Origin of the sequence: Hyphomicrobium sulfonivorans (genome assembly GCF_013306565.1) — a bacterium.
Lineage (GTDB): Bacteria > Pseudomonadota > Alphaproteobacteria > Rhizobiales > Hyphomicrobiaceae > Hyphomicrobium_A > Hyphomicrobium_A sulfonivorans.
In genome coordinates, this window is the sequence record NZ_PZPO01000002.1 from 540247 (window position 1) to 560617 (window position 20371).

General features: G+C 62.6%; 19 protein-coding genes. 5 read left to right on the forward strand and 14 right to left on the reverse strand.

Annotated features, from left to right (window positions below):
* Nucleotides 1–10: 10 nt before the first annotated feature.
* The 7 genes from nadC to ygfZ all read right to left on the reverse strand — a co-directional run bounded on the left by nadC (nt 11) and on the right by ygfZ (nt 7311).
* Nucleotides 11–895: a carboxylating nicotinate-nucleotide diphosphorylase gene (gene nadC, locus C6Y62_RS07585; RefSeq protein ID WP_173953411.1), complete on the reverse strand. Its 885-nt coding sequence runs from the start codon at nt 893–895 to the stop codon at nt 11–13.
* Nucleotides 892–2571, reverse strand: coding sequence for an L-aspartate oxidase (locus C6Y62_RS07590; protein ID WP_173953412.1), 1680 nt, complete (start codon nt 2569–2571; stop codon nt 892–894). The genes nadC and C6Y62_RS07590 overlap by 4 nt, the downstream gene beginning before the upstream one ends.
* 69 nt (nt 2572–2640) lie before the next feature.
* On the reverse strand, nt 2641–3696 hold the full coding sequence (nadA, locus tag C6Y62_RS07595) for a quinolinate synthase NadA (protein WP_173953413.1): 1056 nt from the start codon (nt 3694–3696) through the stop codon (nt 2641–2643).
* Nucleotides 3697–3948: 252 nt separating this feature from the next.
* A complete protein-coding gene (locus tag C6Y62_RS07600; protein ID WP_198491340.1) occupies nt 3949–4959 on the reverse strand; it encodes an NUDIX hydrolase in 1011 nt (336 codons plus the stop codon).
* Nucleotides 4960–5120: 161 nt separating this feature from the next.
* Nucleotides 5121–5708: an HD domain-containing protein gene (locus tag C6Y62_RS07605; protein ID WP_173953522.1), complete on the reverse strand. Its 588-nt coding sequence runs from the start codon at nt 5706–5708 to the stop codon at nt 5121–5123.
* Nucleotides 5709–5806: 98 nt separating this feature from the next.
* Entirely contained in the window at nt 5807–6409 is a 603-nt protein-coding gene (locus C6Y62_RS07610; protein WP_173953415.1) for a DNA-3-methyladenine glycosylase I, read from the reverse strand.
* Nucleotides 6406–7311: a CAF17-like 4Fe-4S cluster assembly/insertion protein YgfZ gene (ygfZ, locus tag C6Y62_RS07615; protein ID WP_173953416.1), complete on the reverse strand. Its 906-nt coding sequence runs from the start codon at nt 7309–7311 to the stop codon at nt 6406–6408. The genes C6Y62_RS07610 and ygfZ overlap by 4 nt, the downstream gene beginning before the upstream one ends.
* A gap of 38 nt (nt 7312–7349) precedes the next feature.
* Between ygfZ and C6Y62_RS07620 the strand changes: the two genes are divergently transcribed.
* Nucleotides 7350–8720, forward strand: coding sequence for a dihydroorotase (locus C6Y62_RS07620; RefSeq protein WP_173953417.1), 1371 nt, complete (start codon nt 7350–7352; stop codon nt 8718–8720).
* Nucleotides 8721–8868: 148 nt separating this feature from the next.
* Here C6Y62_RS07620 and C6Y62_RS07625 read toward each other — a convergent pair whose 3' ends face one another.
* Together C6Y62_RS07625 and C6Y62_RS07630 are read right to left on the reverse strand one after the other, a co-directional pair.
* Nucleotides 8869–9897, reverse strand: coding sequence for a L,D-transpeptidase (locus tag C6Y62_RS07625; RefSeq protein ID WP_198491341.1), 1029 nt, complete (start codon nt 9895–9897; stop codon nt 8869–8871).
* Between the two features lie 156 nt (nt 9898–10053).
* Nucleotides 10054–10806, reverse strand: coding sequence for a hypothetical protein (locus tag C6Y62_RS07630; RefSeq protein ID WP_173953418.1), 753 nt, complete (start codon nt 10804–10806; stop codon nt 10054–10056).
* On the opposite strand from C6Y62_RS07630, the gene C6Y62_RS07635 reads away from it, so the two are divergent.
* On the forward strand, nt 10781–11449 hold the full coding sequence (locus C6Y62_RS07635; protein WP_068464410.1) for a LysE family translocator: 669 nt from the start codon (nt 10781–10783) through the stop codon (nt 11447–11449). The genes C6Y62_RS07630 and C6Y62_RS07635 overlap by 26 nt on opposite strands.
* Before the next feature lie 64 nt (nt 11450–11513).
* Here the strand turns inward: C6Y62_RS07635 and C6Y62_RS07640 are convergent, their stop codons facing one another.
* From C6Y62_RS07640 to C6Y62_RS07650, 3 genes are all read right to left on the reverse strand, one after another.
* Nucleotides 11514–11759: a hypothetical protein gene (locus tag C6Y62_RS07640; RefSeq protein WP_068464412.1), complete on the reverse strand. Its 246-nt coding sequence runs from the start codon at nt 11757–11759 to the stop codon at nt 11514–11516.
* Between the two features lie 218 nt (nt 11760–11977).
* On the reverse strand, nt 11978–12388 hold the full coding sequence (locus C6Y62_RS07645; protein ID WP_068464415.1) for a TIGR02301 family protein: 411 nt from the start codon (nt 12386–12388) through the stop codon (nt 11978–11980).
* Nucleotides 12389–12451: 63 nt separating this feature from the next.
* Nucleotides 12452–12967: an NUDIX hydrolase gene (locus C6Y62_RS07650; protein WP_173953419.1), complete on the reverse strand. Its 516-nt coding sequence runs from the start codon at nt 12965–12967 to the stop codon at nt 12452–12454.
* Between C6Y62_RS07650 and C6Y62_RS07655 the strand changes: the two genes are divergently transcribed.
* Together C6Y62_RS07655 and C6Y62_RS07660 are read left to right on the forward strand one after the other, a co-directional pair.
* Nucleotides 12966–13697: an SOS response-associated peptidase gene (locus tag C6Y62_RS07655; protein ID WP_246274459.1), complete on the forward strand. Its 732-nt coding sequence runs from the start codon at nt 12966–12968 to the stop codon at nt 13695–13697. The two genes, C6Y62_RS07650 and C6Y62_RS07655, sit on opposite strands and share 2 nt — an antisense overlap.
* 139 nt (nt 13698–13836) lie before the next feature.
* Nucleotides 13837–15846, forward strand: a complete 2010-nt coding sequence (locus C6Y62_RS07660; RefSeq protein ID WP_173953420.1) for a Clp protease N-terminal domain-containing protein — start codon at nt 13837–13839, stop codon at nt 15844–15846.
* Between the two features lie 157 nt (nt 15847–16003).
* Here the strand turns inward: C6Y62_RS07660 and C6Y62_RS07665 are convergent, their stop codons facing one another.
* Nucleotides 16004–17464 (reverse strand): FAD-binding oxidoreductase, encoded by a 1461-nt coding sequence (locus tag C6Y62_RS07665; RefSeq protein WP_338074338.1) that lies wholly within the window; start codon nt 17462–17464, stop codon nt 16004–16006.
* A 128-nt stretch (nt 17465–17592) separates the two neighbouring features.
* On the reverse strand, nt 17593–18573 hold the full coding sequence (locus C6Y62_RS07670) for an L-threonylcarbamoyladenylate synthase (protein ID WP_173953421.1): 981 nt from the start codon (nt 18571–18573) through the stop codon (nt 17593–17595).
* A gap of 89 nt (nt 18574–18662) precedes the next feature.
* On the opposite strand from C6Y62_RS07670, the gene C6Y62_RS07675 reads away from it, so the two are divergent.
* A complete protein-coding gene (locus C6Y62_RS07675; RefSeq protein WP_173953422.1) occupies nt 18663–20282 on the forward strand; it encodes a hypothetical protein in 1620 nt (539 codons plus the stop codon).
* The last annotated feature ends 89 nt before the right edge of the window (nt 20283–20371 follow it).

The window sequence follows — 20371 nt, forward strand, 5'->3', positions numbered from 1 at the left end:
CCAATGTGCGTTAAAAGTCGAGCCCGATATCCAGCACCGGAGCCGAATGGGTCAGCGCTCCGACCGAAATGAGATCGACACCGGATTCGGCAATGGCGCGCACGGTTTCCAGCGTGACGCCGCCCGACGCTTCGGTGATCACGCGGCCTGCAACCTGTTCAACCGCTTCCTTCAGCATCTCGGGCGGCATGTTGTCGAGCAGCACGGCATCGGGATTAAGTTCCAGCGCGTCGATCAGCTCGGCGATCGACGTCACCTCGATTTCAACCTTCACCATGTGGCCGGCGTGCTCGCGTGCGCGTTCCAGTGCTGGGCCGATACCGCCCGCCGCTTCGATGTGATTGTCTTTGATCAGCACCGCGTCGAACAGCCCGAAGCGATGATTGACGCCGCCGCCGCAGCGAACCGCAAACTTCTCCAGTGCGCGCAGGCCCGGTGTCGTCTTGCGCGTGTCGATGATGCGCGCCTTGGTGCCCTTCACTGCATCGACATATCGGGCGGTGAGTGTCGCGATGCCGCTCATGTGGCCGAGAAAATTCAGCGCGGTGCGCTCGGCCGTCAGCAGAGCACGCGCGTCGCCGCTGACCCGTGCAATCACGCCGCCGGCTTCTACCGTGCCGCCATCGTCAATCACGGTTTCAAACTCGGTCAGCGGATCGAGCGTTTTGAATGCGGACTTTGCCAGTTGAATGCCGGCAACCGTTCCGGCCTTGCGCGCGGCGATAACGGCCTTTGCGCGCGTGCCGGCCGGAATGGTGGCTTCGGTGGTGATGTCGCCGCCAAGGCCGAGATCCTCAGCCAGGGACATGGCCACGGCCTTGTCGACAATGCCTTCGGGCAGGCGCAATTCGCGGCGGCCTGCATGGGCCGATGGGATCGATGTGTCGTTGTTCATCGTGCAGCCCCTGCTTGCCACTGCCATGCGCTGAGCGCTGCATCCGCGACTGCTGCCGGGCGATTGCCGATAGCGTCAACGTCCGAAAGCTTCAGGAACGCGCGGTGGCCAAACTGCGGATTGGCGTCGGTGAAGTCGCTGCGCAATTGAGCGCCGCGGCTTTCCTCGCGCAGCAGCGCGCCGACGGCAATGAAGCGTCCAGCAAGAGCCATGTTCGCCAGCACCCGATCGCTGCCTGCTGCGCGTTCGATGTCGCGCAGCGTGGCGATGGCTTTTCGCAAACCTGCCGCGCTCCGCACTACGCCGACGTCGTCGCTCATCGTTTTACGCAGGCGCGCGACAGCGGCGGAACGCGAAAGCGAATGATCCGGCACGATGTCGCCAACGCGCTGCAGGTCGGTGCGTGTGTGTCGGGTGCCACGGCCGAGTGCGGCGATGTCGGTGGCGGCGCGCGCACCGAACACCATGGCTTCCAGCAGCGAATTGGAAGCCAGGCGATTGGCGCCGTGCAGGCCGGTTGAAGCAACCTCGCCCACTGCCCACAGGCCGGGCACGCTGGAGCGTCCACGCGCGTCGGTGGCGATACCGCCCATGTGATAATGGGCGGCAGGGGCAACCGGAATGGGCTGGCTCACGGGGTCGATGCCAGCGTTACGGCAGAGCGCATAGACAGTGGGAAACGCTGCGGGAAAGTGCGCGCCAACGGCTGTGCGGCAGTCCAGGAAGACGCCGCGGCCTTCGGCAATTTCCTTGAAAACTGCGCGCGCCACGACATCGCGGGGCCCTAGCTCCGCGCGCGGATCAAGCGGCAGCATGAAGCGCTCGCCAAGCGAATTAATAAGCGTGGCGCCTTCGCCGCGCAGGGCTTCCGTCGCCAGCGGAGCAGGATCAAGTCCGGCGTCAATCGCAGTGGGATGGAACTGCACAAATTCGGCGTCGGCGATCACGGCCCCGGCACGCGCTGCCATGGCGATGGATTCGCCGCGCGCGTACGCCGGATTGGTAGTGACTGCGTAAAGCGCACCAACACCGCCCGTCGCCAGCACCACGGCGCAGGCGGGGACGTATTCATAGACTTCGTGGCCGTGTTCCGCCGCCCGGACAAGGCGAACGCCTTCGACGCGGTCGTCGGCCATCAGCAGTTCGTCGGCTTCATAGCCTTCGAGCACGCGGATTGAAGGCGTGGCGCGGACACGGGCGACAAGCGTTTCGAGAATGGACGCGCCGGTGCGATCGCCCGACACATGGGCGACGCGGCGGTGCGAATGGGCAGCTTCCCGGCTGAGTGCGAAGGTGCCATCGGGCTCGCGGTCGAACGGAACACCGTAACCGATCAGATCGGCGATGCGATCGGGCCCCTCTTCGGCGACGAAGCGCGCGACGTCTTCGTCGACGGTGCCCGCGCCGGCTGCGATCGTGTCGGCGGCATGAAACTCAGGCCGATCGGTGCTGCCCATGGCGGATGCAACGCCGCCCTGTGCCCACCCCGTCGATGCACCCTGGCCGAGCGGCGCTGCGGCCACGACCGTCACCGGCATCGGCGACAGCTTCAGCGCAGTGAACAGCCCCGCAAGACCGGCACCGATAATCACCACATCGCCATCGGCGGCGAGGGGTTCGTCGTGCGCTGGCTGGAAAACGTGGCTGGCTGGGCGCGAAGAGTGGTTGTCAGTCATCGGCAGAATCCCCTTTAGGGGTGAAGCCGCACTAGCCGGCAGCGACGAGCGCCGCCGGCATAGGCAATGTCAGTTGGTGAGGTTGATCATGCGTTCAACTGCGCGACGGGCCTTGGCCGCCACCACCGGATCAACGGTCACCTCGTATTTCATGTCACGCAGCGCCTCGTAGATGTTCTCAAGGCTGATGCGTTTCATGTGCGGGCACAGATTGCACGGCCGGATGAACTCGACATCGGGTGCCTCGACGGCAACGTTTGACGCCATCGAGCATTCGGTGATGAGCGCAACCTTGCGCGGCCGCTTGTCGATCACGTAGCTGATCATCGCAGCGGTGGAGCCGGTGAAGTCCGCAGCGGCGATCACATCCGGCGGGCATTCCGGATGCGCGATCACCTTCATGCCGGGATCAGCGGCGCGCATGGCCTCGATGTCCTCAGCGGTGAACAGTTCGTGCACCTCGCAGTGGCCCTTCCAGGCGATGATCTCGACGCTGGTCTGCGTCTGCACATAGCGCGCGAGATATTCATCCGGAATGAGCAGTACGCGCGGAGCGTTGAGGCTCTCGACCACCTTCACCGCGTTGGACGACGTGCAGGTGATATCGCACTCGGCCTTCACGGCGGCAGACGTGTTGACATAGGTGACGATCGGCACGCCCGGATAGGCGTCACGCAGCATGCGCACATCCTCGGCCGTGATCGAAGCTGCGAGCGAGCAACCGGCCAGCGGGTCGGGAATGAGCACAGTCTTTTCCGGGCTGAGCAGCTTTGACGTTTCCGCCATGAAGTGCACGCCGGCCTGCACGATCACATCGGCTTCAACGCGCGCTGCTTCACGGGCAAGCTGCAGGCTGTCGCCGCGGAAATCGCCAACGCAGTTGAAGATCTCCGGCGTCATGTAATTGTGCGCCAGCACGACAGCGTTGAGCTCTTTTTTGAGCTCGTTGATGCCTTTGATCAGCGGCGCGTAGGCCGGCCACTCCATCGGCGTCACGACATGCTGCACGCGCGCATAAAGGGGAGCCATCTCGGCGGCCAGTTCCGGAGTAAACTCCGGCAGCTCATGCCGACCCGCATACGCAAGCGGGCGGCGATTTGGGGCAGGGCAGACGAGGGTGTCCATCTTCGTATTCCTCCGCGGGCTCAGCTATGCTCAACTTGAGCATTAATGGGCCGTCAGAATATCCGGCTCTTCGCCGGTTGTTAGTTAGATAATGCTCTGTTTGAGCATTCCAAGGGTCGTGAGAAGATTACTTCATCCACGTTGCTGGCACCAGCTAAGATTGGACCGGCAGGTACGATTTCGCTGCCGAAAAGAGCAGTGAAATCCGTGATATACCTTTGACGCATAACTGCCGGTCCGCTGAAGCTCAGCTCAGACTTTGCCGGGCTTAACCCGCACACCTGGAGCGGGCCTTTCCAGCAGGACTTCGCGGCGGAACCGATACAGTTTTGCCGGTCGACCGCCGGTGCGCATTTTCACTTCGCCGGTAGGCTCGACGAGGCCGGCGCCTTCGACCAGTCGCCGGAAGTTCTGCTTGTGCAGGTGCGGACCCAGGATCGCCTCGACGGTCCGCTGCAATTCGAACAGCGTGAAATCGTCGGGCATCAGCTCGAAAATCACCGGACGATATTTGATCTTCGCGCGCACACGCCCGATGGCGGTGGCAAGGATGCGGCGATGATCGTAGTGCATCGGCTGCCCCAGGCGCGGACGGTCCTGCCATTCGTCGGCAGCTTTGCGTCCATCGCGGGCCGCTTCATCGACCAGTCCGGCCTCATACAGAAGCTCATACCGGTCGAGCACTTTCTCTTCGTCCCAACCCGCGCCTTCAAGACCGAAACAGATCCGCACACGTTCCTGGCGTGTGATCGGCTGGCCAGTCGTCGCGGGCTGCGAAGCAATCCAGTCGCGCAGTCGCGGTTCGATCGTGCTGCCCAGTATTTCAGGGCGTCCACGGCGCCAGTCTTCCCATGGAAAATACTGATACCAGCTTCGCCAGGTGCCGTGGGTCAGATCTGATCCGGGGTGGGCATCGGTGAGCGCGAGATAGCCAATCGAAACGACGTGCGGTCCGACATCGCCCTGTTGCGCGTGTCGTCCGCGATCGCCGAACGTGTAGAGCTGCTCGACATAACCGAGTTCGACTCCGGTCTGATGCTTGACCCACGTGCGCAGGCCACCTTCGAAAGTGCGGTGATGTAATGGCGAGAACGGTCCGAACGGCAATCCATCGGTGGCGCCGGCCTTGTCGGTTTCACCACGGATGACCAGCACCTGCGGCTCGTTATCGGCAACCGCCACGATGGCTGCGTTCAATCCTATTTCAACACCGGCGTTGGCGTTTTTTTCGCCTACGGCCTGCGGGTCGGCTGGGCTGTCCATGCGCGTCGCTCTTTCCCTGACCTCGCCGTATGACATCGGTTGTTCCTCCAGATAGGAGAGCCCGCGCAACGGCAGGGCTTTGACTGCAACGGCAACAATGGCGGAATCTCGGCATTCGGCCGGGAATTCCGCATCGTCGCGTCAGTCACAACGCTCAATGCTCACAAATGTTCAATCAGATTGCCAAAACGAGCCAAAAAAGTTTCTTCGGCGACATTTGCCGCAACTGGCTCAAGCTGACTGAGGGTGTTGGCGAGGTTTGGGTCGAGGCCTTCGGGGGTGCCGAAGTACAGCCGCGCCTCGTCCTCGCTGAAACCGGCGAGGCGTGTGGCTTCGTAATAGGCGGCAACGCGATCCGCGTGCTTGATGTGCAACTGAACAGTGCTCGGCAATTCGTCGCCGAGGCCGAAACGGGCATGAATTGCATCGAGTAGCCGCAACTCGAAAGCTTTGTAGTCGAGCCCGATGGCTGTCTTGAACGGGCTGATCAGGTCGCCGACCACATATTCTGCCGCATCGTGCAGCAGCGCCGCCAGCCGCCAGCGAGAAGCCCAGATCATGCCGTCGGGAGCGGGTAGCGCGCAGGCAATGTCTTCCACAATCAACGCGTGCTGGGCGACGGAGAACGCGTGCGCGCCCACCGTTTGCCCGTTCCACCGCGCAACGCGCGCAAGGCCATGCGCGATGTCTTCTATCTCGATGTCGGCGGGTGATGGATTGAGCAGGTCGAGGCGACGACCGGAAAGCATGCGTTGCCACGCGCGGGATGGACGAGCTTCCGTCGCCTGTTGAGGATCGACAACTGCGGCGGTCGCACCTTGCTTGGACGCATCTTTCTGCGGGTGGGTCATGCGCGCCAGGCATCCTTTTGCAGGCGTGCGCATTCCCCATGGCGGAAGCATCCGACGAGGTGATCGTTGACCATTCCAGACGACTGCATGAATGCGTAAACCGTTGTTGGCCCCACGAAACGGAAGCCTTCTTTCTTCAGCGCTTTCGAGATGCGTGTCGATAGCTCCGTCGAAGCCGGAACATCGGTCAGCGCTTGCGCCTGGTTCTGCACCGAGCCCTGCAGTAAGTGACCGGCCAGAAATTTTTTCAACGTTGTGCGTTCGCGCAGCTTCAGGAATGCCTTTGCGTTCTCGATCGTGGCTTCGATCTTGGCGCGATTGCGCACGATACCTGCATCGTTCATCAGCCCTGCGATATCATTTGCCGTATAACGTGCAATTGTTTCGGCGTCGAAGTTGTCAAACGCACGTCTGAAGTTTTCACGCTTGCGCAGAATGGTGATCCACGACAGTCCGGCCTGAAATCCTTCCAGCACCAGCTTTTCGAAAATGGCGCGGTCGTTTTTCAGCGGCACGCCCCATTCGGTGTCGTGGTAATGCCGATAGTCGGCATCATCTCCCACCCAGCCGCAGCGCACGAGGTTGTCGGTTTTTGTCATCGCGGTGTGCCTGATGGATCCTGCAGCGTGAATGTCGCCCATGCGGGCAGCGCGATGTGCACAGTGGTGCCACCGATGCTCAATGCCTCGCCCTTGTCCTGAAACTCTGCGGCACGGTCGAGGCGTATTTCCGCCAGCGCGCGTTGCCCCGCCTTCGAGCCAAGCTTGCCGATTTCAACGCCAGCGGCGACAACCGCTGCGCCGCTCTCTGGCAGGGGACCATCGGCAGTTATAGGCACAATGCGGCGACGGGCCGTGCCGCGGTTATGCATGCGCGATACAACTTCCTGCCCCACATAGCAGCCCTTGTTGAACGAGACGCCATGGACCTGGTCGAACAGGGCTTCGTGCGGAAACGCCTCGCCATAGCCAAAGTCGCGTCCACCTTCGGGCACGCCGAGCGCGATACGATGGGCGTGATAATCGTCCTGCGTCGCGCTTTCAGCCTCGCCGCCACCGAGCGCCCAGTCCGTGCGCAGGGTGGTGAGTTCGCGATAGCCCAGTTCCGGCAGCCTTGGATCGGCGAACCATATCGGCGCCGGGCCTTCACCCGTTGCCGTCTTCGGCGAATAGGCGCCGCCCCAGATGGCTGCAACCGTATAGTCGGCCGACGCATCGGTGACTTCGACATCAGCGCGGAGTTTGTACATCTTGAGCCGCTGCGCCAGTTCGGCCGTCTTGGTCCGCGCTGTCTCCAGGCAGAACCCTTCCGCCGTGGGGGCAATGAGAAAATCGAACAGGATTTTGCCCTGCGGACTGAGCAGACCAGCATACAGCGCCTGCTGTGTGTCGATCAGCGCCATATCGTTAGTGATGACGCCCTGTAGAAATTTACGGGCATCCGGTCCATTTACAGTGACGACGCCCCGGTCGGGCAGCAGTGCGATTTTCGTTTCGGCCATGTTCCCCGCTCCGGTTGCAACCGGCTTCCGTTTTACGTATGCGGGGCGCGGGCCAGAGGCAAGCCGCAGGTAAAGCTATTATGCGCACCACATTCGATCTTGTGTTGAAGGGCGGCACTGTCGTCAACCATGAGGGTATCGGCCAGCGGGATATCGGCATCACGGAAGGCCGCATCGCCGCCATCGGGCAAATCGATGAAGCCAAGGCCGATGAGGTTATCGACGCGCGCGGGCTGCACATCCTGCCTGGCGTTATCGACACGCAGGTGCATTTCCGCGAGCCCGGCCTTGAGCACAAGGAAGATCTGGAGACAGGATCGCGCAGTGCCGTCCTCGGCGGTGTCACCGCCGTCTTCGAGATGCCGAACACCAGGCCGCTGACCACCACCGCCGAAACGCTGGCGCACAAGGTGTCATTGGCGCGCGATCGCATGTTCTGCGACTTCGCGTTCTATGTCGGCGGCACGCGCGAAAACATCGACGATATTCCCAGGCTGGAGAAGCTTGAAGGTTCGGCGGGCATCAAGGTGTTCATGGGCTCGTCCACCGGCGATCTGCTGGTCGATGACGAAGCTTCGCTCGATCACATCATTTCGCGGATCAGCCGCCGCGCCGCGTTCCATTCGGAAGATGAGGCACGGTTGCTGGCCCGCATGGACGTGCGCCGCCCTGGCGATCCGTCATCGCATCCCGAATGGCGCGATGAGGAAGCCGCCATCATCTCGACTCGCCGGCTTGTACGGCTGGCCGAAAAGCACAAACGCCGCGTGCACGTGCTGCACGTATCGACCGCAGCGGAAATGAAGTTTCTGGGCGAGCACAAGGATTGGGCAAGCGTCGAGGTGACGCCGCACCATCTGACGCTTGTTGCGCCCGAGTGTTACGAGCGCCTTGGCACCTATGCGCAGATGAACCCGCCGGTGCGCGATGCGCGCCACCGCGATGCCATCTGGACCGGCCTTGAGGCTGGCATCGTCGATGTGCTCGGCTCCGATCATGCGCCGCATACGCGTGAGGAAAAGGATCACGCCTATCCCGCTTCGCACTCCGGCATGACCGGCGTGCAGACGCTGGTGCCGATCATGCTGGACCATGTAAACGCCGGGCGGCTGTCGCTCGAACGTTTTGTCGATCTCACCAGTCATGGGCCGCAGCGGCTGTTCGGCATCCGTGGCAAGGGGCGCATCGCGGTTGGCTATGATGCCGACCTGACGGTCGTTGACATGAAGCGCGAAGAAACAATCACCAACGCGCAGGTCGCCAGCCGCGCTGGCTGGACGCCCTATGACGGCACGCGCGTGCGCGGATGGCCTATCGGCACATTCGTGCGGGGTAATCGTGTGGTGTGGGAAGGCGCAATTGAAGAGCCCGCACACGGCCAGCCGGTGCATTTCTTCGAAGGCGCGTGACAGGGGAAGCGGGTCAGCGCGCAGGCGCGTGATCACACGTTCATCCATCGCAATGCGACAGAAATAAAAAGGCGCCGCCAGCTTTTGCTCGCAGCGCCTTTTTTGTCCGGCCGATACTCAGGCCATACATTTTGTCGGCTGATCGTCGTTACATGCGGCCGTAGCGGTCATAGCGCCAGTTGCGCTCGTAACGGTCATCATATCCACGCGAGGAATAACGCGTATCGTCGTCGTTCCAGTCGTCGGCATCGGCGCGGTCATCATCGTCGCGTGCGTCGTCGTCGTCAGCCACCGCATCCCGTTCAGCAGCGTCGGCCGCGAACACGTCAGCGTCGCTTTCGGGTTCGCGCTCCGGTGCGACGGCCGCATCTTCCTGCAGCGCTTCCTCGCTACGCGTCGTTTCACGCTGAGGCGTCGCGCTCTGCGACGGCTTCGCGTCGTGGGTTGGTTTCGCCGTTGCGATGAACGTCTCCTTCGGCAGACGCTTCACCACCGTCACCTTGGAGCCGATCTCAGTGATCGAAGCCAGATGCATCACGTGCTCGTTCATCATGCGGAAGCAGCCTGATGATGCTGCGCGGCCAATGCTCTTGGGGTCATTGGTGCCGTGGATGCGATACAGCGTATCGCCGAGATAAAGCGCCTTCGCGCCAAGCGGATTGCGAAGCCCGCCGGTCATCTTGTCGGGCAGGCGCGGATCGCGCTTGATCATTTCCTTTGGCGGATGCCAGTCCGGCCAGGCCTGCATGCGGCTGACCGTTTCTGTGCCGAGCCAGGTGAAGCCATCGCGGCCGACCGAGATCGGATACTGATAGGCCTCGTTCGATGACAGCACATAATAGAGCATGCGCTTGTCGCTATCGATGACGATGGAGTTCGGCTCGTACTCGCTGACGAACGCCACCTTTGCGGGCGGGCGCGGCGTGATGTTTGGCCGGGCGCCACCACTGCGCACGATGGGCGAGCGGCGATAGTCGTCGCCATAGCCCCATTCATAGCCATAGTCGCCATAAGCGCCGCGCGCGTTGCGGTTCTGCTGCTGCTTGCGCTGGCGTGGTTTCTGTTCCCAGAACGGCGTCTGGCCGTGAGGCTGCCAGCCATAGAGCTGCGCCGAAGCGGGTGCGAAGTCGCCAAACGCCACTACCGCTATGGTTGCAAGGGCTACGCGCCACAACATTTCTGCAAATCCCTTAAGTGCTTGGACCCTACATTTGGGGCCATGACGGCAGGTGACAAGTGACGATGGCAAAATTGCAGTTGTGCCCGCTACCTATCGTCTCACAACAACGGTGCACGATGCGATTTCCGTCGCTTGCAAGCGCTGCCTGTCTCTTCAGTGCGTTTTTTTGAACGAATGCCAAGTGCCATCCGCGCCGATGGTTAGCCGCCACCACGACCATTTTTTGTCCGTGCGCATTGCTTGCGCTTTTTCAGCGCCGACAAGTCGCTCCAGGTCTGAGGCTTGGGTTGCGGTGAGATTGGCGAGGTCAGCTTCGGCCAAGTAGGGCCAGACATAGATGATATTGTTCTCGATGTCCTTCCCCAGCGGCAATTCGGCCGGCGGCAGCTCCAGGATGCTGGCCAGTACGCGCAAAATTTCGTGACCGCTGCCGTCGGCGGATGTTTTGCGCCAATGGTCGATCGGATGCTCGTCGGCGCCGGCGGTTGTCTCCGGCATCATCTCGTTCCATTCCAGCGGCTCGCGCAGATCTTCCAGATTGCCGGCCTGGGCTGCAGCCAGCAGAGCAGCGTGCATTTCATCGACCGGATGAGGCAACGGGCGCATGCTTGTGCCGAAGCTTTGCGCAGGAGCTCGCGAATCGGTTGAGATAACAGGCAAAGGCTTGGCCAGCTGGCGTTCCTGTGCAGCGGACGCATGGACAACACCCATCGCCGTCAGTACCAATACGGTTACGCTTACCCACCGTCCTTGGCGCCGTCGTCCCTGGATGGTCGCCATATTGGTCGTCCCGATGGTCGGCATGATCAGCGGTCCCTTGCGCAGCGCATCCGATAGGTCGGACTGTTTGGGCGCGATGCGGGCCGGTAAAGGAAGGTGCATGGATTTTCTGCCCAACCCGCTCATTATTCCGGTCGGTATTGTCATCGGTATTCTTGTTGCTGCCCCCGTTGGTCCCGTCAACGTACTCTGTATCCAGCGCGCCATTGAGCGCGGATTTTGGGGTGGTTTGGCGGCCGGCATCGGCGCGATGCTGGGCGATGGCCTGATTGCGTTGTTCGCGGCGCTGGGCGTTGGGGCCATTTCGGGCGCCGTTCAATATCACCGCATGGCAATCCAGTTGCTCGGCGGGCTGGTGCTCGTGCTGTTCGGCCTCAAGCTCTATTTCGCCAAGCCGCGCTTTTCACCCATCACGCCGGAATCTGAGCAGCCCGAGACGCTGCGCGATTTCGTCTGGGACATCCCGCAGACGTTCCTGCTGACGATCACCAATCCGGGCGCGGTGCTGGGGCTGTTTGCAATATTCGGCGGTGTGTCGACGTTCGTTGAGGTCGACAGCTACGTCGATGCTCTGACCATCGTTGCGGCGGTTATGGCGGGCAGCTTGGCCTGGTGGCTGGGCCTGTCTCACCTAATTGCGCGTTTCCGCCATCGCTTCAGCGTATCGCGGCTGCAGCTCATCAATAAGGTCGCCGGACTGCTGCTGATCGGCTTTGGCGTGCTTCTCTTCGGCGAAGTGATCGCGAAGCGGCTGGGGCTGCTTCTGTAACGCCAAAGCCGCCCCATCTCGCTGCCATCGCCAGAAATTGCAGTGCTTGGTTGGATGCTGCCTATTACTGCCGCGTGGCGTGCAGCGTGAATTCACCGATACGAATACGGCGCTCAAGCCCGTTGGCCAGCTTGACGACCGCGTCCTCGCCGAACTGCGCGACGAGATCCGTCAAGGCGGTGAACAGCGCCGCGTAGGCCATCTGCTCATTCGGCACACCACTTTCGGTGCCTTCGTCCCATGCTTCAAGAATGAGTGACAGTGCGCGATGGGTCGAGTCGTCCGAGTCGAGCTTGTCGAAGAGCTCCATCGTTCCCCCTTGAGACTTTTAAACACCCGCAGGCCACACCCCCGTGAGGGCCACAGGTCTAACTGACTAACCGTCGGCAACCGCAGACAGCGGAAACCGATGCAGGTGCAATATCATGCACAGCGGCGACGGAAAGTGTGGGCCGCGTTCACAGTAAATTGGCATCGGTGAGAAACGTGCGCGCATCGTGGCACAAAGGCATCAACGCACTGCACCGCTTAGGGAACTGAGCGCACCAGCGTATCGGCAATCGTTGCGCCTTCGGTGATGAAACGGTTGATCGCACTCTGAGCCGAAGGGCTGCAGGTGTTATAAGTGCGACTGTAGCTTTGATAACCTTTATTGAAGCTGCGCGTCAGGCGTGCTTTGCGCAGCGCGGATGTGCCTTCTGATTGCAACAGCTCCGACATCCGGTCGCGCCACTGCTGGCCTTCCTCGGCGCCGCATAGTTCACGCAGATAGTGAATGGCGCCGAGAATCTCCGATAAACGGAACAGGCGCTCATCATAGGGTTTGCTGTCGGGAGCGGCGGCGGCAGGAAGTGCCAGCGCTGTTATCAGCACAAGGCCAACGCCCAATCGGCGCAGCGCATGCCTGCGCGCTCCCGCGTTTGTCCGTGCGTATGTCATCGTGCGCTCTATCACGGATGTAATCCTAGCACCGATTCTGGATGTTTCGTGGCGTGCGCCAACCTATTCACGCTCACTGGCCTTGGCGACTGCCTGCGCCACATCGGCGGCCAGCAGCTGCCACGCCTTTTCGATCACGCAGCGCGTGCCGTTCGTCAAGCGCAGATCCCGCAGCTTATCCAAGGCAACAAACTCTGCCTGACGGACGTCGCTGGCTGGCCGAGGCTGGCCGTCGACCGCCGAGCCGAAATAGCAGGCGATCACATAATGCAGCACCACGTTGCCGTTGTCGTCGCGATCGATGACGTCATAGACGCCGGCCAGCCCTTCCATGTGGCCGTACAGCCCTGTTTCCTCATGGGCCTCGCGGCGGGCTGCTTCCTCCGCGGTTTCGCCAGCTTCGATGGTTCCGCCGGGCAGGCTCCAGTGGCCCGCATCTGGATCGCTGCCGCGTTCGACCAGCAGCACCGATTCGCCACGGAACAGCACAGCGCTGGCAGCAGCGCGCGGCCAGGGGCCGGTGCGGTTCGCGGTGTCGTGCAGGATCGGGCAGGCTTCATCATGGGCATCGCGGGGCATGGCGCTTCTCCTTAGGCTGGCCAGCGACTACCTTAGCGCCATGTGTTCTCGATATTCTCTTACATCGCCGCCCGAAGCCGTCCGCGCCATGTTCGGCTATCACAACGATGCGATCTTCCCGCCGCGCTACAATATTGCGCCGTCGCAGCCGGTTGCGATTGTTCGCTATAATTTCAAAGGCGAACGAGAGATGGCGCTGGTGCAGTGGGGGCTGCTGCCGTCGTGGGTGAAAGACCCGCGCGAATTCAAGCCGCTCATCAATGCGCGGGCCGAAAGCGCGGCGGCAAAGCCTTCGTTTCGCGCTGGCCTCCGGCATAAGCGCTGTCTGGTGCCGGCCGATGGCTATTACGAATGGACCGGCGCCGTCGGCGACAAGCAGCCCCACCTGATCCGTCCGCACCGCGCCACAGGTCCGATTGCTCTGGCCGCAATCTACGAGGAATGGCTGGGCGCTGACGGCAGCGAGATCGAAACCATGGCCGTCCTTACCGTGCCCGCCAAAGGCCCGGTGGCAGCGCTGCATAACCGGATGCCGGTAATCATTCCGCCCGAGCATTTTGAGCTCTGGCTCAACTGCCGATCCGGTACAACCACGGAAATTCAGCCGCTACTCAGCCCTGAACCCCGTCGCGATCTCGAAATTATCGACGTCAGCCGCAAATTGAACAATCCGGCGAATGAAGGTCCGCAGGTGCAGGAACCGATTGTTGCGCCGGGGCGGCTTCTTTAACCATAAGCGACGGTAATCATTATGTTATTTAACCATATTTCGGGCGCATCGCGTTCCGGAGTGTGCCCTCAGTGCCCTCGCCCCCGCGCCAGATCGGCGGTATGCTTACCAAGCGCTTAAGTGTGAGGAGTTCGCGCGAATGGATTACCGGGGGCCAGATCTCGATCTGAGAACAACCCGTTGGAGCACCGCTTCGGTCGAAGGCGCTGCATCCAGCCGCAGGGATACGGGGCAGCACGCAGCCGGGGGCCATCGCCTCTCAACGGCGCGTTCGGGCCCGATCTGGGTTGACGAAACGCTGCTCGCCTGCGCGAACCACGCCTATGACGTCGCCGAGGGCTATCGCGCTGCTGAGGTGAGCATATCCCACCTGCTGCTGGCAATGACGCGCGTTGAGGATGCCGCCGACATTCTGGAACAGCGCGGCATTCGTGTTGCCGCCCTGCGCCGCGAAAGCGCAATCACCGTGGCGGGCGATCCGCCAACCCTTGCCGCTGACGATGCCCCGCGCCGGGCTCCGGAGCTTGAGGATGTGCTGCGCCTTGCGGCCGCTCGCGCCTCCCATTTCGGCCGCGCCGCCAGCGTGGATGATATTGTGCTGGTGCTGGCCGATATTGGCGCCGACCTTCCCGGCAGCGAGCTTGTGGTCCGCTATGTACCGCGCACGCGCGAGCTTCGCGGCACCGTTCCGCCGCTGACGCTATCGCAACCCCAACCACAGCCTGCGCCACAGCCGCCACCCCCGCCGGTCGAAAAAGTTGTCGTGCAGCCGCAGATCGATCCCGCCCTTCTGAAGGGATTGCTGGATCGCGTGGGTGAGCTGGAGCGTAGCCTTGTTGAGCGCATCGGTTCGCTGGAAACGGTGATCGTGCGTCAGCCACTGCCGCCGCCAACCGATCTTTCGCCGCTGGCCAACCGACTGGCTGACTTGGAAACCGCGATCGCGGCGCAAGGCAAGCGCGAAGCTGAGCGCCCGCTGGATGCCGATCTGGCCGCACGCCTCAGCGCGATTGAGAATGTCATCACCGCCAAGCTGAGCGATGTCGCTGCCGGCCGCGGTCATTTTGTTCAGCTGGCAGAACAGCTTGCAGAACGACTGACCGCGATTGAAAGCGCGGTTGCTAGCGGAGCGAATGCGACCTCGGCGGTTTCTGCGGTACGTGCTTTCGATACGAGTCTGGCGCCGCGTTTTGCAGCGTTTGCATCGCGTCTCGATGGTATCGAAGTCGGTCTGAAATCGCTGACGGAAATTTCGTCGGAAACCAGCGGCGCACGCAGTCCGCTGGATGCAACGCTGATTGACCGTGTGGCGGCGCGGCTTGCTTCCATCGAGCAGGCACTGGCAACCGAAAGCGCTGAGCGCAGCAGCGGCATCACCGCGCTGGCCGATGAGATCACAGGCGTGCGCAGTGCAGTGCGTCTGGCCTCGCAGAACAGCGAGCAGGGGCGCGTTGCGCTGAATGCGGAGGTTAAGCAACTCGCCGAAACGTTCGAGCGACTGCGGGCTGATCTGGCGACGGCGGTCGAACGACGCCAGGCCGAGATCGCCGCCAGTCTTGAGCATCAGCGCGCAGCGCTTGCATCCGGCCTCGATCAGCATCGCGGCAGCCTCACCAACGGGCTCAACCAGTATCGCGTCGATTTTGCCACCAATCTTGAGCGCGTCGTCGATGGCCTGACGCATCACCGCGCCGAGCTGACATCCGGATTCAAGGGCCGCTTCGGCGATCTGGAACGCAGGATCGAAGCCAACGGCGTTCGGCTGTCAGAAGCGCAGGCCGCCTATAATTTCGAGCTGCGCGAAGTACACGATGCGCTCGTCAATATCGGCACATCGCAGAAGACCATCGCGAGCGCCCTCGATACCTGGCACGACGAGGGCAGCACCGAGATCCAGCTCATAAACGGCCGCATCAGTGCTCTGCATGAAGGTGGAATGCGCGTTCAGGCCGGCCTTGAAACGCTCGCCGGGCATGTCGATGCGCTGACGCAGCTTCTGCTGGAGGATCGCAAGCGGCGCGGCAGTTTCCGACGCTGGCTGTACGGCACCGACGACTGGATCCGGGCGAGCTGGCGCCGCGTCACGCATCCGCTATTGCATTGGCCGCGCCTGTCGGCGTGGTGGCGCCGCCAGTGGTACGAGGACTGAGACCGCTCCCGTCCGCGCGATGTGCGGAGGAGGGCCGGTTCTGCACAAGCCATTACACGCTCGGCGGCCGGCTGTGCGGAGCACAGTCGCCGAGCGCAACAAACAACCACGGCCGGCTCCTCCAGGGGAGTCGCCGGTGCGAAAAAACAATCACGCTTTAAAGCACCTTGCCCGGATTGAGGATGCCGTTCGGATCGAGCGCATCCTTGATCCGCTGCATCAGCTCGATTTCCAGCGGACCTTTGAAACGACGCAGGTCGTCGCGCTTCATCTGTCCGATGCCGTGCTCGGCTGAGATGGAGCCGTCGAGCGATGCGATGACGCCGTGCACCGCGCCCGTCATCGTGCTCCACAGTTCGAGAAACGTCTGTTTATCCATCGCGGCCGGTTGGGTGACGTTGTAGTGCACGTTGCCGTCGCCGAAGTGGCCGAACACCACCGGCCGCGCACCGGGGCAGATGCGCTCCACTGTTGCATTCGCCTTCGCTACAAATTCCGCGATGCGCGCCACAGGCACGGAAACATCATGCTTGATGCTGCCGCCTTCGCCGCGCTGGGCTTCGGAAGCACTTTCACGCAGACGCCACAGCGCTTTTTGTTGCGCCAGCGATGTCGCGACCGTTGCATCACGCACGATGCCGCGCGCGATTGCTTCGCTCAACAGCCGCTCCATGCAATCGTTTGCATGGTTGCCTGCTTCATGGCTGGAAAGTTCGATCAGAACATACCACGGCGCAGCTGATTTCATTGGCATGCTGTTGCCCGGCACGTGCCGCGTCACCAGATCGAGCGTGAACGCGCTAATGAATTCGAATGCGGTGAGGCCGGAATGGGCGCGCGCTTCGGCGAGGCTGAACAGCGCGCTAACCGATTGCAGATCCGGCAGCGCTGCGAATGCGACGGCGGTTTCCGCCGGCCGTGGGAAAAGCTTCAGCGCCGCTGCGGTGATGACGCCGAGCGTGCCTTCCGATCCGATGAACAGGTCGCGCAGATCATAGCCGGTGTTGTCTTTCTTCAGCGTGCGCAGTCCTTCCCACACGCGGCCGTCCGCCGTGACAACTTCCAGCCCAAGCGCCAGCGCCCGTGCATTGCCATATGCGAGCACGCCCACGCCGCCTGCGTTAGTCGCCAGCACGCCGCCGATCTGGCAGCTATCCTCGGACGCTAGGCTGAGCGGAAACAGGCGGCCGACGTTGTCGGCTGCGGTTTGCGCTTGGGCCAACGTCACGCCCGCTTCGACGATCATCGTCCCGCCATCGGCATCGACGCTGCGCACGCGGTTGAGGCGCGACAGGGACATCACCACCTGCGGGCGATCATCACCGCCAAGGCGTTTGGGAATTTGTCCGCCGACCAAACCGGTGTTGCCACCTTGCGGCACGACGCCGATGCCAGCGCCGTTGGCAAGGCTGAGCAGTGCGGAAACTTCTGCCGTCGATCTGGGCCGCAGCACCAGGGCCGCAGCACCGGTGTAAAGCCCACGCAGCTCATGCAGATAGGCAGTCTGCGCTGAGGGATCGGCAAGCGCATGTTCCGGCCCGACGACATCGACCATGCGCGCTAGCGCATCGGCCTGCGCGGCTGAAATCGTTGCGGTGTCGTCTTGGCTAGCGGACACGTCTGCACACCCTCAGTGTGTTAAAGGCTGTTGCGGGCATTGGACATTCATACACGGCTTGTCCGCTGATGTTGTGAAGCTGCGATGAAAAACAATCGCCGCTGCAACTTGAAAAGCGGCTCGTGTCCTCAACCCAATGTACTGTCAGCAGGGCGGGGCGCAGCCGCCCGCTGCAAGCGGTCGTTGATGGCTTCACCCAAGCCGGTTTCAGGCACAGGCATCACCGCGATGGTGCGCGCGCCACCGGCATCCAGCATCCGCAACGCCGCGAACAGATTGACCGCCGCTTCGGTGAGGTTTCCGCTCGGGCTCAGGTTGATCATGTCGTCGACGCCAGCGGGCACATCCGGCCCGAATGCGAGCAGCGCTTCGCCCGGTTGCACGTCGGTGGCGTTCAGGCGCACGGCGGCGCGCGGCGCATAATGGCTGGTGAGCTGGCCGGGTGCATTGGGGCGCTGCGCGTCGGCTTCGGTCCGCAGCACGCTGACGCCGAGCGCCGCTGCAATGGTTTCAACGGGCACCGCACCGGGACGCAGCAATATTGGCAGGTCGCCGCGCGCATCGACGATGGTCGATTCAAGTCCGTGCGCCGTTGGTCCGCCATCCAGAATCATTGCGGGCTCGTCGCCGGGAAAATCGGCCGCGACGTGTGCGGCCTGCGTCGGGCTGATGCGGCCCGAGCGGTTGGCCGACGGCGCTGCCAATGGCCGCGCGGTGGCGGCCAGCAGCGCTCGCGCGATCGGATGATCCGGTGCGCGCACCGCAACGCTTGTCAGTCCGCCGGTCACCAGATCGGAAAGCGAGGAGGGGCCGCGCTGATCCAGCACAAGAGTGAGTGGTCCGGGCCAGAAGGCGTCGGCAAGGCGATGGGCGAGCGGTGTGAAGCTGACATATTCGGCGGCTTGCGCAGCATCATGCACATGCACGATCAGCGGATTGAAGCGCGGTCGGCCCTTGGCGGCGAAGATCTGCGCCACAGCTTCGCTGTTGGTGGCGTCGGCGCCAAGCCCATAGACGGTTTCGGTCGGGAACGCGACCAGGCGCCCGCCGCGCAGATGGGCTGCGGCATCGGCAATGGCCTGGTCGGTGGCGGGGGTGGGCGCTGGCATCGGGCGTGAGGTCTCCTTCAGGCCCTCTCATAGCCCCTCGGGCTGAATTCTGTCCAAAGGGTGTGTAAACTTGCCTCGCAAAAGCGTGAATGAATGGATTTCCTGAGCGCTGGCTGCTGGGTGGCGGCCGATTTGCGGATGATGGTGGGGGCGAAACGAACTCAATGACGAATGCCCGACTTTGGCTGATGTCGCTCTGGCTGGCCGCAGCGCTGGTTGCCAGCTTGCCGCTGTTTGCAAGTTTGCCGATGTCTGAGGCGCAGGCCGGCTGGCTGTCGCGTCTGACGCGCGCGGCGGGCGAGGCTGGCGAAGCGGGCGGAAAGGCGGCGCGGCTGGGCATCGCCGATCTGGAACGCGCCGGCGCGCACATCCGCACGCTTCCGATTGAAGCGCGGGCCGGTGCATTGGCAGCACACGCCACGCCCGAGGGGCACTGGAAGTTCGTCAATCGCGATGGCGAGGTGTTCACCGCTGGAACGTCGGACGAGCTTGCCCGCGCCGTGCCAACGCTGTTGCCGCAAGCTCGCGGTAGTGCGCCGCTCAACATCTACCTCAGCGAAGACACCGTTTTCGCCAACCGGGCCGCGCTCAAGGATCTGCCATCGGGTTCGAAACTGCATCTTGTTACGCGCCATGAAAGCTATCCGCTGAAGGACGTTAAAACGGCAGCCGGTGGCAACGCGCTCGTCGCTGAATTGCGCCCGCATGTGTCCGTAGATCTGGCTGACCGCGCGCTGTTCTCCGAGGCCGTGGCCCAGCTTGAGCGCCCGCTCTCGCGCTCGGCCGTGCGCACACTGGCGCTGGAGCCCGGCGGCCCGGCTACGCTTTCATCTTACCCACGTCTTGAGACTGGTACGAAAAGCGCGCTGGTCGACGCGATCGATCCGGCATCCCTCTCCGGTGCGCTCGGATCTGTGCGCGGGCAAACGGTGCTCGTCACCGGCCGGGTTGAGAACAATCTGCTTTATTTCCGGCCCGCCAGCGGTGCAGAGCAAAGCCTGCGGCTGGCTGATCTGAAGCGCGCCGCGACCGATGCCGATGTCAATCTCGTCATCGTGCGCGCAGGCGTTCCACATCAGCCGGGCGGTCGAAACTGGCTTTGGCAAAAGATTTCTGTCGGCGGGCTGGACGATGCGTTGAAACGCGCGACGCTGGGCGATTTCATCGATGCGCTGGGTACGCAGCATGGCACCTTCCGGATCAGCGCCGAACGCGACGGCTATGGCCGGGTGGCGCTGCGGGCGATGCCTGAAGGTGGCGTGGCTGAACCGATTACGGATTTCGTCGGCGGCTTCTGGACCAGCACTATTTCCAACGTCACGGGTAGTCTCGTCGCCACCGGCGTTGATATCCACGCCCGCGACGAGGCGCGCCAGAGCGAACTCGACATGCGCATTGTTCCGTTTGTTCCGGCCTGGGTGCAATATCTCTATCTGGCTTCGCTGGCGGCGGGGGTGATCGGCTGGTCTGTCACCCGAAGCTGGTTCGATCGTATCTGGCGGCCTGAGCAGCGGGCGGATTATCGGGGTGCTTTCGGTTTCCGCGCTGCGCAGATTGCGCGATTTTTTGCGGGTCTGCTGGTGTTTACGCCTGTTGTGGGCGTTCCGGCCGTCATCGTATCGCTGTGGCTGCAGTTCTGGGCGGTGATTACGATGCCCGTTCGCGGGCTGCGCTGGCTGCTGTCGCGTTCACAGGTCCGTGCCAGTTAAGCGATCATCGTCTGCACCCTTTAAGTGCGCGCACAGATCAGGCTAACATGGCTGTTCTTCTGACGTAACGGCACCCTTCGGCACCCACG